Below are 17056 nucleotides of genomic sequence, written 5' to 3' on the forward strand. Positions count from 1 at the left end.
ATTTAAAATGCTATTTTGTAACACATTGTGTAGGCCTGCCATATGATGTATTGATTAAATAATTAAGGAGGCAGATATAATGGGTTACTATGGTGGCGGCGGTTATGGAGATAATTCTTGGATTGTATTTTTAGTTTTGATTCTTTTATTAATGGGATCCCCAGGTTATGGTGGCGGTTATGGTGGTGGATTCTACGGTGTTGAAAATAAATAGTTAAACAAGGGCCTCACAGTATTGGTGAGGCCCTTGTTTTGTGTCCGTCATCCCCCCAAGGTAATATCTTGGTTTTGATACCAATCCAGTGCTTGGTAAAAATGCTCTGGCTGGAAATCTGGCCACAGGTGATCAATTATAAAAAAGTCTGCATAGATGGACTGTACTGGTAAAAAACCACTTAGTCGCCGGCGACCACCCCATCTGATAATTAAATCAATTCGCGATATATCGGCAGAGGCAATACTCTCGTGTAATTTGCCCCCACCGCTGCCGCGGGTTAAGCCATGGTTTAAATCCCACTTCCAACCGTAGTTGACCAAAAAGTTTACTTTAATTAAACCTCGACCGAATTTCTGCCTAGTGGTAAAGGGCAGCAGTTCTTTAGGAAATTGAGGTGATTCAGAGTTACCAATAACTAATAATGATGCATCTCTGTTGGCTAGAATATTGACCGCATCTACACAGGCTTTTTGAAAAGCTTGTTTTTGTTCCGCCGGGCGTTTGGTATTGTCTTGGGTAAATCCATAAAAAGTTAGTTCTGGAATGCCTAATTCTAAACAGGTTTCGTAAAGTAAAAAACCTGGGTTGACCCCATGACTATAACCATCTTGTTTGCGATATCCATTTTGCACAGCCCATCTTCTATTGCCATCGGGAATGATGCCGATGTGTTTTGGTAACCGCTTAAATTTAACTGGAGCCATGTTTGCACCTCGAAAATTATAAATATTTGCGTTATATGGTTAATATTAGCCTTCTGGCAGCTGCATATACATTAAAAATGTTGGTATCCCAAAAATCTATATTAAGCATTGGGATGGTTTTTGCTATAATGATAGAGAAAGGGAGGTGCAGCTCATTAATTTATCACAGAGATTAAAAGAAAATGGTATGCTACAGCCAAACCGGGAGGCCATAGTATACAATGATAAACGCATTTCATATCAAGAGCTGGATCAACTGGTAGATAGATTTGCAAATGGATTGATATCCCTAGGGGTAAAACCTGGGGATAAAATGCTAATTTCTCTGTCAAATTGTCCTGAGTTCATCATTGCTTATTATGCTGCACTAAGAATGAAGGTAGTTGTGGTACCTGTAAATCCAAGTTATACAACTGGTGAATTAGCTGTTATTATGAACGATTGTCAACCCAGTGTGGTGGTTACTGCGGAAGCAAGTTTAAATACCTTTAATAATTTAAATTTGACCACTAACCCAAGGTTTATTGCCATTAATGCCGCCAGTGGCAATGATCGGTATTTTTCCTTTGATGGTTTAATGGAGAGTAGTGATGCTGCGGCCATCGATATTCAAAATGACCAGAAAGACATAGCTGTACTTTTGTATACATCAGGCACCACAGGGGCCCCAAAGGGGGCAATGCTAACCAGTAAAAACTTATACAGCAATGCGGTGGCCATTACAGAGGTTTTGGAGATAACCAGCGATAATAAAATATTTTTGGTTGCCCCGGTATATCATGCGGCAGCGCAATCTGTTTGCATGAACACTGCCATTAATTGTGGTGCCACGTTAGTTATCCACAATCGTTTTTTGGGTCCACAAATACTTTTGGAAACCATTGAGAAAGAGAAAGTAACTTTTTTATTTGGACCACCTATTTTTTATGTGTTATTGTGCAATTATACCGATTATTATCAACACAACTTTGAGTCACTGCGCTATGTTATATCTGGGGCAGCAGCGCTGCCAGAAAGTGTCTTTAATAAATTTAAAGATATCTATGGTATAGAAATTATTGAAGGCTATGGATTATCTGAGGCTTCACCGGTGGTATCGGTAAATCCATATCGTGGTACTAAAAAGGTTGGTTCTATCGGGTTACCGCTGCCAGACGTACAAGTTAAAATTGTGGACGATGATTTTAACGAACTGCCGACTGGGCAAATTGGGGAGTTGGCAGCAAAGGGTCCCAACATCATGAAGGGTTATTATCAGAAAGAAACAGAGACCAAACAGGTTTTGCTCAATGGTTGGTTGCGTACCGGTGACATGGCCTATATTGATCAGGATGGTTATATTTTTCTAGTGGATCGCAAAAAAGACCTAATCATTAGGGGCGGTATGAACATCTACCCCAGAGAAATAGAAGAGGTTTTACACACCCATCCCGATGTATTGGAAGCGGCAGTGGTTGGGATACCGGATGAACTAAAGGGAGAAGAATTGAAGGCGTTCATTGTCACCCGGTCTGGCAATGAGATTAGTATAAGAGAAATAAAAGAATTATTAAAGGATAAGGTGGCATCCTTTAAAATACCAAAGCATTTTGTTTTTGTACCAGAACTACCCAAAAACTCCTCGGGTAAAATATTAAAAAGAGAGCTACAAAAGACACCTTAGGGTGTCCTTAGTAGCTCTCTTTGTGTAATTTCGGGCTGTCCTTACTCAGCATTTAAAATTTTTCTTATTTGTTCTCCGGTTAAAATTCGCTGATCCTCTAACTGCTTAGTAATGGCATTGAGGACAGGCCTTTGTTGTTCCAAAGTCTTTAACACCGTTTGATATTCTGGTATTACTACCTGTTGGTAAAGGTGTGCTTGCTCTTCTTCCGTTAAGGTGTCCCACGCCACTGGGCCAACGGGTGATAAACCGTTGTTGCAGAGTTTGATCACCAACTCCTTAACAGTGTTTAAATCATCGCTGGCACTGATATATTGTTGACCATCACTGCACATCACTTCTTCCGCCGCCAGACCAGCTAGGTAAATTCTGATACTTTTATATATGTCTTCTTTGGTTAATAGTCTTGAGCTGGATTGTCCCACAACAAAACCGCTTGGTAGGGACTGACCAAACCAACCGTGGACCTTTGAAATATCGGTTGTGTTTATAATTTCTGCTTTAACGGTGCTACCTGGCAACTCTATTTCTCGCATCACTGCATGCCCAGCTTCGTGAATGGCAATGCGATTAAGTTCAATGGTGGTCCAGGGGTCTGGCTTACCGATCAAATTGCCAATGCCGTAAGTATAAAAGGATGATAGCGCCAACGTAATGGTGGAGGCAGCTACACCAACAATTACTGCATAGGTGGCAATGGTCACCGTTTGTTGGTAACTAAACTGAGGTTTGACCAGTTTTTGGATTATAAAAAGAAAGACAGCACCAAGCATAATTAAACCAAGGGTAATAAAAGTCAGCCTGCTTAGTACGTCATTTATGTTTACCAGTAGTTGATACTGTTGTATAAATACCAGTTGGTGCAAAGGCAGATAAGCTGCTGCCATATAACCCACTGACAATAATAAAAGAATTGCGGTAAGCATAAAATACCTCCTTTCAATATAAATCGACAACGTTTTGTTTCCACAACTAAGGCACATATTCCTGTCTAATGTAAAATAAAAAAGCAGGCATAAACGCCTGCTTTTGGTGCCATGGGACGGAATCGAACCGCCGACACGAGGATTTTCAGTCCTCTGCTCTACCGACTGAGCTACCGTGGCCAATATGGTGGGCGATGACAGGATCGAACTGCCGACATCCTGCTTGTAAGGCAGGCGCTCTCCCAGCTGAGCTAATCGCCCTTATTGCGACAATGGTTATAATAACAAAATATGCCCTTAATGTCAACTTTTTTAGGTAAAAAAATGCTGGACCGCTAAGTCCAGCCTAACTGTATAAGTATAGATAGTTATACAATTGAGAGAGAAAAGATTAGTGTCCTAGATATAATATATGAAAGTCAAAGCAAAAAACTGTCATCTATACGACAAAAACCTTATAAAATCTCTAAAAATAACCTATAAAATGACATTACCTCCTACGCTTAAATTTAATGAATCCTAAAACGAATAAAAGTCCCCCAATACCTCCTACCAGACCGGCATTTTCCCCCATAAACATACTGGCACCGATGGTTAAAAAGCCAATTAGTCTAAGAAACCATTGTATTTTTGGCAGCATTGGTTAATTCACCTCCGTAATAGTTAAGTAGTTATTTACCATATAAAAAGAAGTTCTAAATTTAAAGCTAAAGTATAATTATGGAAAATAGAGAGAAGCTTGTTATTTTTTTTTCAAACCTATAGATTTTTAGAAGGATTATTTACATTGATATAGAATAGATTATAACAAAAGTTTCTAAATTTTTATTAATAAAGTTTTACAGTGCTTTAAAATTTTAGATATTTATAACAATAATGGGTTAGGACAATAATTATACTTGTATAAAACATAATAATATGATATCATTTAACAAACAATTTATTAGTTGCTTAACAAACAATTTTTGTTAGTGAACAAAGGCACAAACCCTCAACAAATATTTTTTTAATTCGCTGTGTTCACATTATCACAATCACAAACTTCGACATATTTCTTCTTGTTTTTATATATATATCTTGTGTTATTGAAGGGGGGAGGCAGTATGTCTGAAGCGGATGGTATAAGGAAGTACGACCCAGAGTTTACAAAAAGAGTTTATCAAATGGATAATGGCCGTTGGGTGAAAAAGTGTATGCAGTGTGGTATCTGCCCCACTACGTGTACTTTGAAGGGAATGATGGATCACTCACCGCGAAGAATTATCCAACTTATCCGTGCCGGTGCGAAGGATGAGGTTTTAAACAGTAATACTATGTGGTTATGTACTTCATGTTATACATGTGCTTGTCGCTGCCCACGGGGTGTACCAATGATGGATATCATGCATGATCTCTGTCATCTGGCCGAAGAAGAAGGAATTAAAAACAACAAGGCTCTAATGTCAAAGGTATTTTATAACGACGTGGCCAATCGTGGCCGTGTTTGGGAGGGTGGCTTAACCCTGAAGTATGGTTTAAAACTTGGCATTGGCAATGCGTTAAAACTGGCCCGTGAAATGCAAGATGTCGGTATGGAAATGTTTAAACATAAACGTATCCCGATTATACCGGCAAAAGGCATCAAAAACCCTAGTAAACTAAGAGCTATAGTTGATAAAGCGACAGCTTTGGCAAAGGAGGAGGGCTAATATGAAATATAGTTATTATCCGGGATGTGCCAGTGAAGGAACCGGGGCAGCTAACTATTATGCTTTCCTAGCGGTTGCTAAAGCATTGGGTATAGAGTTGGAAGAGATAGAGGATTGGAACTGTTGCGGTGCCACCGTTGCTTCCAGTGTTATTGGCGAATTTCCAGCCCAGGTGGTGGCGGCACGGAACTTAGCGTTGGCTGCAAAAAAACCAAACGATATTATCACCGCCTGTAGTTCCTGCTATGCAATTTTAGGCTTGGCCAATAGGAAGTTTGCAGAGGAAAAGTTTAAAGAGAAAGCTAATATCGCTTTAAAAGAAGATGGTTTAGCTTACAATGGCAATTTAAATGTACGCTTTATACTGGATGTTTTGGCCAATGATATTGGAACAGAAAAAATTGCAGCGGCGGTGAAAAAGCCTTTGACTGGGTTAAAGGTTGCTGGTTATGTGGGATGTCAAAGTGTTAAGGCGTTGTACAAAGAATATGATGACCCTGAGTACCCTAGTGCAATGGATAAAGTTATCGCTGCCCTTGGTGGTCAACCGGTTGATTTTGAAAACCGGAGCAAGTGTTGTACAGGATCAATGGCTTTAAGTGCACCAGATATTACCATTACAGCAGTACACCCAATAATTGAAGGGGCTGCTAAGGCTGGGGCGGATATTATTGTTACCCCTTGTCCATTATGTCAAATGAACTTGGATGTATACCAGGGTAAAGCCAATAAACAATTTGGCACCAATTATCAGTTACCGGTGCTGTTTATTACTCAATTGATGGCATTGGCTTATGGGTTGAGTAATGATCTCGGTCTTAAGTATTGCGTAGTTTCACCAAAGCAAAAGTTGGCCAGTTGGTTGTAAAAATAATGTAGAAAAAACTTTGAAACTTTTTTCTCAAACAAGAAGGAAAAATTATATTTATATGGAATCTTACTATAAAAAGGTAAGCAAATAATAAAGATTAGCGTAAATTAAGTATCACTGCAATTGACCTTGTGAGCGATATAACCTTCACAATTCGACAATTTGCAGTGTAATATTACAAAAATATAAAAATAAAAAGGAGGCACAAGCAAATGGCACTAGTTCAACCCCATGGTGGAAAGTTGACACCGGTCTTGGTACCTAACGAACAACGCCCTGAATATGTAGCAAAAGCTAAAACTCTGCCAGTGATCAGAATGAGCTCTCGCGAAACTTCTGACGCTCTGATGATTGGTATGGGTGCTTTCAGTCCGTTGACTGGCTACATGAACAAAGCTGACTACGAAAGCGTAGTAGAAACCAAGCACCTTGCAAATGGTCTGGCATGGCCAATTCCCATTACTTTATCCGTAACTAAAGAACAGGCTGCTGAACTGAAAGAAGGTCAAGAAGTAGCGCTGGTTGACGACGAAACCGATATTTATGTTGCTATTCTAACTGTAGAAGATAAATATGAATACGACAAAGTTAAAGAATGCAAATCTGTGTTCTTCACAGATGACGCTGAGCACGCCGGCGTGCAAAAAGTTATGTCCCAAGGCGAAGTTAACATTGGTGGTTCAATTGTAACCTTCAGCGAATTGGGATACGCCAGAAATTATGCTGGTTTCTATGCCCATCCAGCAGAAACCCGTGCGCTCTTCGAATCTAAAGGTTGGAACACAGTGGCCGCTTTCCAAACCCGTAACCCATTGCACCGCTCCCACGAGTTCCTGTGCAAGATTGGTAACGAAGTTTGTGATGGTCTGTTCATCCACCCAATCGTTGGTAAATTAAAGCCCGGCGATATTCCGGCTGAAGTTCGTTTCAAGTGTTACCAAGCTCACTTAGAGAACTACTTCAACCCAGCCACTGTAGCACTGAAAGTTTATCCGATGGAAATGCGCTATGCTGGTCCTAGCGAAGCTATCCTGCATGCTATCTTCCGTCAAAACTTTGGTTGCAGCCACATCTTAATCGGTCGTGACCACGCTGGTGTTGGTAGTTACTATACACCATATCAAGCTCAAGAAATGTTTGATCAATTCAAGCCAGGCGAAATTCTGTGTCAGCCAATTAAAGTTACTGCTTCTTACTACTGCAAGAAGTGTATGGGTATGGCTACAGAAAAGACTTGCCCACACGGCCCAGAAGATCGCATTGCCATCAGTGGTACTAAAGTTCGCGCTATGTTTGCAGCAGGCGAATTGCCACCGCTTGAATTTGGTCGTAAAGAAGTACTAGAAATCCTCACTGAGTACTATCAGAGTCTAAACAAGTAATTTATTGAAATTAAGGATTAAGGGTTGGGAGAGAAAAGGTTAGTGTCTATAAATATAAAAAAACCTCTCTCCCACACACTTCAACTAAAATCCAAAACTATGGGAATAGGAGGTTAAATTATGCCTAGTTATGTAATTCAAGAAAAGTGCGATGGCTGCAAAGGTCAGGACAAAACAGCTTGTATGTACATTTGCCCTAACGACCTAATGGTTCTGGACAGAGAAAAAATGAAAGCCTACAACCGTGATGTATCAATGTGCTGGGAATGCTACTGCTGTGTTAAGATTTGCCCACAACAAGCTATTGACGTTCGTGGTTATGCTGACTTTGTACCTATGGGTGCCAGTGCTGTACCTTTAAGAAGTTCTGACAACATTATGTGGACCGTTAAGTTCCGTAATGGTAGCATTAAACGCTTTAAGTTCCCAATCAGAACCACTGAAGAAGGTAAAGCTGTTCCTGATGGTGGCTACGAAACACCTGGCGAATTAAATGATGAGCTTCTGTTTACTGAGCCTGCATCAATTGGTTTAGATGCATTACCAACTTTGAAAAAATAATTATTTAAATTTTAAATACTGATAATAACGAATTTAGAAGGAGGTTAATATAATGCCGGTTAACTTTGAAACTGTTGAAGTTACTACTGATATTTTAATCCTCGGCGGTGGTATGGCTGCGTGCGGTGCTGCTGTAGAAGCTGCTTATTGGGCAAAGAAAAATGGTTTACAAGTAACTCTTGTTGACAAAGCTGCTATGGACCGTTCAGGTGCTGTTGCTATGGGTCTGTCAGCTATTAACCAATATCTAGGCCTTGCAAAAGGTGAAAACACTGTAGAAGATTATGTAGCATACGTTAAGAATGACTTGATGGGTATTGCTCGTGATGACTTGGTTTACAACATTGCTCGCCACGTTGACTCCTCCGTGCATCTGTTTGAAAAATGGGGTCTGCCAATTTGGAAAAACGAAGAAGGCAACTATGTGCGCGGTGGCCGTTGGCAAATCATGTTAAACGGTGAATCCTACAAAGTAATTGTTGCTGAAGCTGCTAAGAACGCTCTCGGCACTGACAACATCTATGAGCGGGTTTACATTGTTGAGCCTTTAATGGATGGCGACAGAATCGCTGGTGCTATCGGTTTCAGTACCCGTGAAGAAAAAATTTACGTTTTCAGAGCAAAAGCAGTTCTGGCTGCTATGGGTGGTTGCGTTGGCGTATTTAAGCCTCGTTCCACTGGTGAAGGTTTAGGCCGTTCCTGGTACCCACCATTTAGCTCTGGTTCTTCTGCATACTTTACAACCGTAGCTGGCGCTGAAATGACTTGTCAAGAAGTTCGTTTCATCCCTGTACGTTTTAAAGATGCTTATGGTCCTGTTGGTGCTTGGTTCCTACTCTTTAAATCACAAGCCACTAACGCATTGGGCGAAAACTACATGCAAACCAACCGTGATGCGCTGAAAGATTACGGCGTTTACGGTACAGTTAAGCCTGTGCCAGCTAACCTGCGTAACTATCTATCAATGATCGACGAAAACGCTGGTAAAGGACCTATCTACATGCAGACTGCAGAAGCTATTGCCAACTTGGCTGCAGAATATAAAGACGATCCTAAGGCATTCAAGAAGAAAATGAAGTCCTTAGAAAACGAAGCTTGGGAAGACTTCTTGGACATGACTGTATCACAAGCCATCCTGTGGGCAGCTTGCAACATTGCTCCTGAAGAAAGAGCTTCTGAAATTGCTGCTGCAGAACCTTACTTCATCGGTTCACACTCCGGTGGCTCAGGTGCTTGGGTATCCGGTCCTGCAGATATAGCTCCACCTGAATTACAGTGGGGTTACACCAACATGACAACCGTTAAGGGTCTGTTTGCAGCTGGTGACGCTTCTGGTGCTTCCAGCCACAAGTTCTCCTCCGGTTCACACGCTGAAGGACGTATTGCTGGTAAAGCTATGGTTAAGTTTGCTGTAGAAAACCCAGAATTACCAAACGTTGATGCTGCCAAGGTTGAAGAACTGAAGGCTAAAATCTTGAAGCCGATGGTACTCTTCGAAGAAAAGAGCGGCTTTACCACTGACCCAGACGTTAACCCAGAATATATCCTGCCTAAGCAGTATATGTTCCGTCTACAAAAAATGATGGATGAGTATGCTGGTGGTGTATCCGCTAGATTCCAAACCAGTAAAGCGTTGTTGGAAAAAGGTCTTGATTACCTAATGATGTTGAAAGAAGACAGTGAAAAATTAGCAGCCCGTGATCTGAACGAGTTAATGAGATGTTGGGAAAACATCCACAGAACCTTACAAGCTGAAGCTCACATTCATGCTGTATTGTTCCGTGAAGAAACTCGTTACCCAGGTTACTACTTCCGTACTGACCTACCAAAAATGGACGAAGAAAACTGGCTCTGCTTCGTTAACCAAACCTACAATGCCGAAACTGGCGAGTGGACAATGATGAAGAAGCCTATGTTCAGACTGTTTGAATAAACTAGATAACTAGTTTGACAAATAAATGGCCCGTGGCCCTTACAGGCCACGGGCCATATCAATATCTAGATTTATATTAAAAATTTTGTAACTTATTTATTATTTATTAGTGCCTATCCACTGATAATTGGAATAGGGGTGAAATGATGGGAAACAAAAGTATATTAGTCGTGGGTGGCGGTATGAGCGGTATCACTGCCGCTGTTGAAGCTGCCGAAGCTGGTTGCGAAGTTTTTCTAGTGGAGAAGAATTCCTATCTGGGCGGTAAGGTGTCCCAAATCAACAAATACTTCCCTAAAATGTGTCCGCCAAACTGCGGTTTAGAAATTAATTTTCAACGGATTAAAAAGAACCCCAAAATTAGAGTGCTAACTCTTGCTGAAGTAGAAAGTATCTCCGGTACAGAGGGAAACTTTGATGTGAACATTAAATTGAATCCCCGCTTTGTTACTGATAACTGCACCGGTTGTAATAAATGTACCGAAGTTTGTCCTGCAGAAAGAGCTAATGATTTTAACTTTGGCTTAGACAAAACCAAGGCTATTTATTTGGCCCAACCCTTTGCCTTTCCAATGAAGTACGCCATTGATGTTGCTGCTTGTCAAGGTGTCTCCTGTGGCAAGTGTGTTGAAGCTTGTGAATATAGCGCCATTGACCTCAATATGCAACCTCAAACAATGACGGTTAATGTTGGTGCCATTATTTGGGCCACTGGTTGGAATTCCTACGATGTGGAAAAATTAAGTAATTACGGCGGTGGCCGTTATGCCAACGTGGTTCCAAATATTGTTTTAGAGCGGATGGCTGCTTTAACTGGCCCCACTGCAGGCAAAATTCTGCGCCCATCTGACCAAGCCGAACCAAAGAATATTGCTTTTGTACAATGTGCTGGTTCCCGCGATGAGCATCACCTTAAAACATGTTCTTCCGTATGTTGTATGGCTACTTTAAAACAAATTAACTATGTTAAAGAACAATACCCCGATGCTAAGGTGACGGTTTACTTTATGGATATTCGGGCGATGGGTAAACATGAGGATTATTATCAGCAGGTAATGGAACAAGACATTAAGTGGATTAAAGGTAAGCCCAGTGAAATTAAAGAAAACCCTGATAACCAAAACCTATTGGTGTTATCAGAGGATCAATTCACCCAAGAAATTAATACCCTTGAATATGACATGGTTGTACTGGCCACAGGTATGGCTCCGGCAACAGCTGACGTTAAAGTTCCCGCAGAAATGAACTATGACGTTGATGGATTTGTATTGGCTGGACCTGGCATTTATGGCGCTGGCTGCACTAAAAAACCTGGGGATGTTGCTACATCAGTCCAGGATGCCACCGCTACTGTGCTGAAGGCGATACAATCTACGGTGAGGGGGTAATGTAATGGACAAAAAAGTAGGAGTTTATATTTGTACCGGTTGTGGTATCGGTGATGCCCTGGATGTTGATGCTATTTCCAACGTGGCAAGTAAAGAATATAAAGTTCCGGTATGTAAAAATCATCCCTTCCTCTGTGGCTCTGAGGGTGTAGAACTGATTAAAAAGGACATAGAGGCTGAGGAGATTAATTCAATAATTATTGTTGCCTGTTCTAAGCGGGTTAATTATGATGTGTTTGATTTTGGTGGCGATAAAATAGTGGAGCGGGCCAATTTGAGAGAGCATGTGGCCTGGGTACACGAAGAAGATGATGAAGACACCAACATGTTGGCTGAAGACGTCATTCGCATGGCTTGCACTAAGGTTAAAGCGATGGAATTACCAACTCCATATGAAGTGGAAGATGCTTCTAAAGCCATCCTGGTGGTGGGTGGCGGTTTGGCTGGTATGACTGCTGCTTTAGAATCTGCCAAAGCTGGTTACAAAACAGTGTTGGTGGAAAAGGAAGCTAATCTAGGTGGTTGGTTAAATAAACTCTACAAAGTGACACCATTAAAGGCCCCTTATACCGAACTGGAAGATCCAGCGGTGGCTGAAAGGGCGAAAGAACTGACTGAAAACCCCAACGTAACTGTCTATACATCGGCTAAGATTAAAAAGATTGCCGGTGCACCTGGGATGTTTGATGCCACCATTGATGCCAATGGTAAAGAAGTGGCTGAACGGGTTGGTGCCATTGTACTGGCCTCCGGTGCAGTACCAGTAGAAGCTGAAAAAATTAATTATTTAGGCTACGGTCAATATAAAAACGTGATTACCCATGCGGAATTGGAACAAATGGCTAAAAGCGGCAAGCTTGTGCGTCCTTCTGACGGACAGGAAGTAAAGAAAATTGCCTTTATTCAGTGTGCCGGTTCCAGGGATAAAGAGCGTTTGCCCTATTGCTCCCATGCCTGCTGTATTGAATCTTTAAAACAGGCCACTTATGTTACGGAGTTAGCTCCGGATGCTTCCACTTATATCTTCTATAAGGATATTCGTTCATCGGGTACTTACGAGCACTTCTATGCTAAGGTGCAAGAAACCGGTGCGGTATTCATTAAAGGTGAGATTAAATCTGTCAATGAAGCTGGCGATGGTTCGTTAACTGTTCAGTCAGAAGATGTTTTGTTGGGCGGTACAGCCCAAGTTGAAGGTGTAGACCTTGTGGTATTGGCCACCGGTATGGTGCCAAGCACTGCCTTTGGTCACGATCATGCATTAGAGGCTCAAGATGAAGCACAAGACGAAGCGGCCGCCGCCACTGAAGAGGATGCTGCACCAAAAGACATAATTCTTGCTTCTGACATTCTAAACTTGGAATACAGACAGGGCCCGGAATTACCGACGTTGAAGTATGGTTTCCCGGATTCACATTATATCTGTTTCCCCTACGAAACCCGTCGAACAGGTATATACGCCGCCGGATCTGTAAGGGCACCAATGGATATGGCTAAGGCTGTAACCGATGCTACCGGTGCAGCGCTAAAGGCCATTCAATGTGTGGAACAAACCGCTCAAGGTGCAGCTCTACACCCCAGAAGTGGCGACTTATCATATCCTGAGTTTAACTTAAATCGTTGTACCCAATGTAAACGTTGCACTGAGGAATGTCCTTTTGGTGCCATAAACGAAGACGCCAAGACTAACCCATTGCCGAACCCAACCCGTTGTCGGAGATGCGGTACCTGTATGGGGGCTTGCCCAGAGCGGATTATTTCCTTTAAGAACTATTCAGTACCAATGATTGGTAATATAATTAAATCCATTGAAATTCCGGAAGAACTGGACGAAAAGCCCAGAATTCTAATCTTTGCTTGTGAGAACGACGCTATACCTGCCTTAGATATGGCTGGTATCAACCACTTGAAATACAATCCATGGATACGGATTATACCCGTTAGGTGTCTTGGTTCACTGAACTTGGTATGGATCGCTGACGCTATGAGTTCTGGATTTGACGGTGTGTTATTGATGGGCTGCAAGCATGGCGAAGATTATCAGTGCCACTTTATTAAAGGTAGTGAACTGGCTGAAATCCGCCTATCTAAAGTTTCGGAAACCTTAGATAGATTAGGCTTAGAGTCTGAGCGTGTACGCGCTGTTGAAGTTAACATTATGGATTATATGGAAATTCCCAAAATGTTAGATCAGTTTGCTGAGGACCTGGAGGAGTTTGGTCCTAACCCAATGAAGGATTTCTAAGTCATAAAAAATTTGTATATCGAACAAAGAAAAGACACTACCCAACGGGCAGTGTCTTTTCTTTGCATAAGTATTGGCCTAACGTCTTAGTTGTTTGTCAAGATTTCTAAACTTGTTAGCTATATAGTTTAATAATATTAAATTGTCTAAATTTATTTGTTTTCCATTAATATACTTGAAGCAGGGCATTCCGGTTTGTTATAATTAGCTAGTTACAGTGACAATCTTTATTGTCACAGATAAGAAAATACCTTATAATGTCACTCGTATGCGAATCAAATTAGATTTATTAAATATATTAAATAACATGAATTTCTAACTAAGCTACATATTGTACTAATAGGATATAACTCTATAAAATTTTAAGGAGTGATGTTTGTAAAAAGTTAAACAAAAAAATGAATATTATTCTGACACCATAAATTAGGAGGTGAATATTTTTTTTACGTTTATGCGAAGTTAATGAAAAAGTTGGTAACAAGGTGTAGCGATATTTGAATACTAAAAGTAATACAGCAGAATACTAGATAGAGTGGCTGCTGGAATATTTATAATGTTATTAGATCATAGAATTTGTCTTTTTGGAGGTGTGTCATATGGATCAGATTGGAAAAGTGAAACAGATGGGTTTCGGACAAGCATTCAGAACAAATTTTCTGGGTGACGCTCCGAACTGGTACAAAACAACTATTCTCGCCTTTCTGGTGTTAAACCCTATTTTGATGTTTACCGTCGGTCCGTACGTTACCGGTTGGTTGTTGATTGCCGAATTTATCTTTACCCTTGCCATGGCGCTAAAATGTTATCCGCTCCCTGCCGGTGGACTGCTGGCCATCGAAGCCGTTGTGCTTGGGCTTACTAGCCCGGAAGCGATCTATCACGAAGTTGCATTGAACCTCCCGGTGATTCTGCTTCTGATGTTCATGGTTGCCGCGATTTATTTTATGAAAGAAGGTCTTGTGTACCTGTTTACCAAGATCCTTACTAAGGTACACTCTAAAATCGCCCTTGCATTCCTGTTCTCTATCATGGGTGCATTTCTTTCCGCTTTTCTGGATGCATTAACGGTAACGGCGGTGATTATCGCGGTGGCATATGGGTTCTACGGCATTTTCCACAAGTATGCTTCAGGTGGCGAAAATGAAAAGTATGCCGTCAATAGCGACAATAGTGTTGATAAAAAATATCAGGAGGACCTAGACCAGTTCCGGGGTTTTTTGCGCAATTTGATGATGCACGGTGCTGTGGGTACTGCGCTGGGTGGTGCAACGACCCTGGTTGGTGAACCGCAGAACCTACTAATTGGCACCATTATGGAATGGAGTTTCGTTGATTTCTTTGTAAACTGTGCACCTGTATCTATCCCGGTACTAATCGCCGGTCTTGCAACTGCCATTCTTCTTGAAGTCACCAAGTTTTGGGGGTACGGTTATCAGCTTCCAGAATCCGTGCGCAAGGTTATGGAAGATGACGTCAAAGCCAAAGATGCTGCGATGGATATTCGTGATCGTGTACGCTTGATTATTATGGCCATAGCCGGCGTGCTGTTGATTTTAGCGCTGGCGCTGCATTTGGCAGAGGTTGGTATTATCGGGCTGACAATTATCATTCTGCTTACCGCTTTAAATGGGGTTACTGATGAAGGAAAAATCGGTCATGCCTTTGAAGAAGGATTGCCCTTTACTGCACTGCTGATTGTGTTTTTCTCCATCGTTGCAGTTATTCATGACCAGCATCTGTTTGCGCCCATCATTCAGTGGGTACTGAACATGGACGGACAGAATCAACTGGTGGCTTTCTTTGCGGCAAACGGTGCCCTTTCTGCAATCAGTGACAACGTATTTGTTGCTACCATATATATGACCGAAACACAAAAAGCCTTTGAAATGGGCGGCATTGCGGTGGATCAATACAACAAGATGGCAGTTGCAATTAACATGGGTACAAACATTCCTTCCGTTGCTACACCAAACGGTCAGGCGGCGTTCTTGTTCCTGTTAACCTCTGCCCTTGCTCCGCTGATTCGCCTGTCTTACATGGAAATGGTGAAACTGGCTCTGCCATACACCATTGTTATGACTGGCACAGGTTTGCTGGCAACAATGTTTCTGTTATAATTTTAAAATAGCAAATATAAAATGAAGCGCTACATCTAAGCGAAAAGGGGCTATTGCAAAAGTTTGCAACAGCCTCTTTTTTATTATGTAGCCACAAACAAATTGACGTAAATTGAAGGATTAAATTTGTTAATGTAGAATTATATACCAAAAATTATCTTTTTGTTACCGGAGGAGGGTTAATTTGAGACGAATAGTCATTGATAACATCAAAGCAGGAATGTGCGTAGCCCGCCCGGTTTATAACAGTGATGGTCAAATATTGTTAAATAAAGGGGTAATATTAAACAGCAGATATATCCAAAGATTAAAGGAATTTAACATTATTGCCATCTACATAGACGATGGACTACTGCCTGAACTTGAAGTTGATGACGTAATAACTGATGAAACTCGAATTAAAGCGGTAATTAATATTAAGAAAATTTTAGCTAAGCAAACAGACCACAATATAGGTAATAATATTATTGTTCCCACCGCAGTAATTGAATCTGTCAATGACATTATGGACGAGTTATTGAGTACCCATAATATTATGGTAAACTTAACCGATATTAGAAACAGCGATGACTATGTTTTTTATCATTCTGTTAACGTTTGTGTTTTGGCAATCATTACCGGCATTGCCTTGGGCTATGATCGCAGGCGCTTAAAGGATTTGGCAGTGGGGGCAATGCTCCATGACATCGGCAAGATAAAGGTGCCTAAAGAAATTTTAAATAAACCTGGTCGGTTGACAAGTGAAGAATTTGCGGTGATCAAAAAGCATTCTCAATGGGGTTATGAAATGCTAAAAACTAATTTTAATGTTAGTGCTATATCTTGTGTTGCGGCCTATCAGCACCATGAACGATACAATGGCGAAGGTTATCCCCAGGGCTTGGAGGGTGACCAAATCCATGAATTTAGCCAAATTGTGGGTTTGGTTGACATGTATGATGCCATAACCGCAGACCGAGTTTATCGGCAAGCCTTTCCACCCAATGAGGCTTACGAAATGATTGCCGGCACCGGGGATTATTTTTTTAGGTATGATATTGTCAAGGCCTTTTTAGACCATGTAGCAGCTTATCCTGTGGGAACAATAGTAGAATTAAATACTGGGGAACGGGGCATAGTGGTGTCAACCAAAATGGGATTTTCATTGCGTCCCAAAATAAAGTTGCTATACGACAGCGATGGCCAACCAATTTTAAATTGTACATATTTAGATTTAGCAGAGAGTACCAACACAGTGGTAACCCGCATTTTACGAGGAGATGAATTAACCTTAAATTTACTAGCTGGTCGCAAAAATAACCCCTAAGGGTTATTTTTGCTATATTGGCATGAGTATAAAAATTTAAGCATATTTAAAAACT

Annotated in this window: 14 protein-coding genes and 2 tRNA genes; 11 read left to right on the forward strand and 5 right to left on the reverse strand. The window is 41.2% G+C overall.

Going from position 1 to position 17056, the window contains the following annotated elements; all coding sequences use genetic code 11:
* The first annotated feature begins 79 nt into the window (after window positions 1-79).
* Window positions 80-214 carry a hypothetical protein gene (locus V6C27_08185; protein MEG6616394.1) on the forward strand — a complete coding sequence of 45 codons (135 nt, stop codon included), beginning with the start codon at window positions 80-82 and terminating at the stop codon, window positions 212-214.
* Between the two features lie 47 nt (window positions 215-261).
* Here the strand turns inward: V6C27_08185 and V6C27_08190 are convergent, their stop codons facing one another.
* Window positions 262-921 carry an undecaprenyl diphosphate synthase family protein gene (locus V6C27_08190; GenBank protein MEG6616395.1) on the reverse strand — a complete coding sequence of 220 codons (660 nt, stop codon included), beginning with the start codon at window positions 919-921 and terminating at the stop codon, window positions 262-264.
* A 145-nt stretch (window positions 922-1066) separates the two neighbouring features.
* Here V6C27_08190 and V6C27_08195 point away from each other — a divergent pair, with 145 nt between their 5' ends.
* Window positions 1067-2584, forward strand: a complete 1518-nt coding sequence (locus V6C27_08195; protein MEG6616396.1) for a long-chain fatty acid--CoA ligase — start codon at window positions 1067-1069, stop codon at window positions 2582-2584.
* 41 nt (window positions 2585-2625) lie between these two features.
* Here V6C27_08195 and V6C27_08200 read toward each other — a convergent pair whose 3' ends face one another.
* From V6C27_08200 to V6C27_08215, 4 genes are all read right to left on the reverse strand, one after another.
* Window positions 2626-3510, reverse strand: a complete 885-nt coding sequence (locus V6C27_08200; protein ID MEG6616397.1) for a hypothetical protein — start codon at window positions 3508-3510, stop codon at window positions 2626-2628.
* A gap of 104 nt (window positions 3511-3614) precedes the next feature.
* Window positions 3615-3690: transfer RNA gene (locus tag V6C27_08205), tRNA-Phe, on the reverse strand.
* 5 nt (window positions 3691-3695) lie between these two features.
* Window positions 3696-3771: transfer RNA gene (locus V6C27_08210), tRNA-Val, on the reverse strand.
* Window positions 3772-4000: 229 nt separating this feature from the next.
* Window positions 4001-4150, reverse strand: a complete 150-nt coding sequence (locus V6C27_08215) for a hypothetical protein (protein MEG6616398.1) — start codon at window positions 4148-4150, stop codon at window positions 4001-4003.
* Window positions 4151-4613: 463 nt separating this feature from the next.
* On the opposite strand from V6C27_08215, the gene V6C27_08220 reads away from it, so the two are divergent.
* The 9 genes from V6C27_08220 (at window position 4614) to V6C27_08260 (ending at window position 17001) form a co-directional block, all read left to right on the forward strand.
* Complete coding sequence (locus V6C27_08220) at window positions 4614-5198, forward strand: 4Fe-4S dicluster domain-containing protein (GenBank protein MEG6616399.1); 585 nt, start codon at window positions 4614-4616, stop codon at window positions 5196-5198.
* Window position 5199: 1 nt separating this feature from the next.
* Entirely contained in the window at window positions 5200-6066 is an 867-nt protein-coding gene (locus tag V6C27_08225) for a CoB--CoM heterodisulfide reductase iron-sulfur subunit B family protein (GenBank protein ID MEG6616400.1), read from the forward strand.
* A gap of 215 nt (window positions 6067-6281) precedes the next feature.
* On the forward strand, window positions 6282-7451 hold the full coding sequence (gene sat, locus V6C27_08230) for a sulfate adenylyltransferase (protein ID MEG6616401.1): 1170 nt from the start codon (window positions 6282-6284) through the stop codon (window positions 7449-7451).
* Between the two features lie 120 nt (window positions 7452-7571).
* Window positions 7572-8012 (forward strand): adenylyl-sulfate reductase subunit beta, encoded by a 441-nt coding sequence (aprB, locus tag V6C27_08235; GenBank protein ID MEG6616402.1) that lies wholly within the window; start codon window positions 7572-7574, stop codon window positions 8010-8012.
* A 52-nt stretch (window positions 8013-8064) separates the two neighbouring features.
* On the forward strand, window positions 8065-9945 hold the full coding sequence (aprA, locus tag V6C27_08240; GenBank protein ID MEG6616403.1) for an adenylyl-sulfate reductase subunit alpha: 1881 nt from the start codon (window positions 8065-8067) through the stop codon (window positions 9943-9945).
* Window positions 9946-10091: 146 nt separating this feature from the next.
* Window positions 10092-11333: a CoB--CoM heterodisulfide reductase iron-sulfur subunit A family protein gene (locus tag V6C27_08245; GenBank protein ID MEG6616404.1), complete on the forward strand. Its 1242-nt coding sequence runs from the start codon at window positions 10092-10094 to the stop codon at window positions 11331-11333.
* Window positions 11334-11337: 4 nt separating this feature from the next.
* Window positions 11338-13578: a hydrogenase iron-sulfur subunit gene (locus tag V6C27_08250; GenBank protein MEG6616405.1), complete on the forward strand. Its 2241-nt coding sequence runs from the start codon at window positions 11338-11340 to the stop codon at window positions 13576-13578.
* Window positions 13579-14174: 596 nt separating this feature from the next.
* Window positions 14175-15695 (forward strand): sodium/proton antiporter NhaB, encoded by a 1521-nt coding sequence (nhaB, locus tag V6C27_08255; protein ID MEG6616406.1) that lies wholly within the window; start codon window positions 14175-14177, stop codon window positions 15693-15695.
* A gap of 184 nt (window positions 15696-15879) precedes the next feature.
* Window positions 15880-17001 (forward strand): HD-GYP domain-containing protein, encoded by a 1122-nt coding sequence (locus tag V6C27_08260; GenBank protein ID MEG6616407.1) that lies wholly within the window; start codon window positions 15880-15882, stop codon window positions 16999-17001.
* The last annotated feature ends 55 nt before the right edge of the window (window positions 17002-17056 follow it).

The organism is Peptococcaceae bacterium 1198_IL3148 (assembly GCA_036763105.1).
Classification (GTDB): domain Bacteria; phylum Bacillota; class Desulfotomaculia; order Desulfotomaculales; family Desulfohalotomaculaceae; genus JBAIYS01.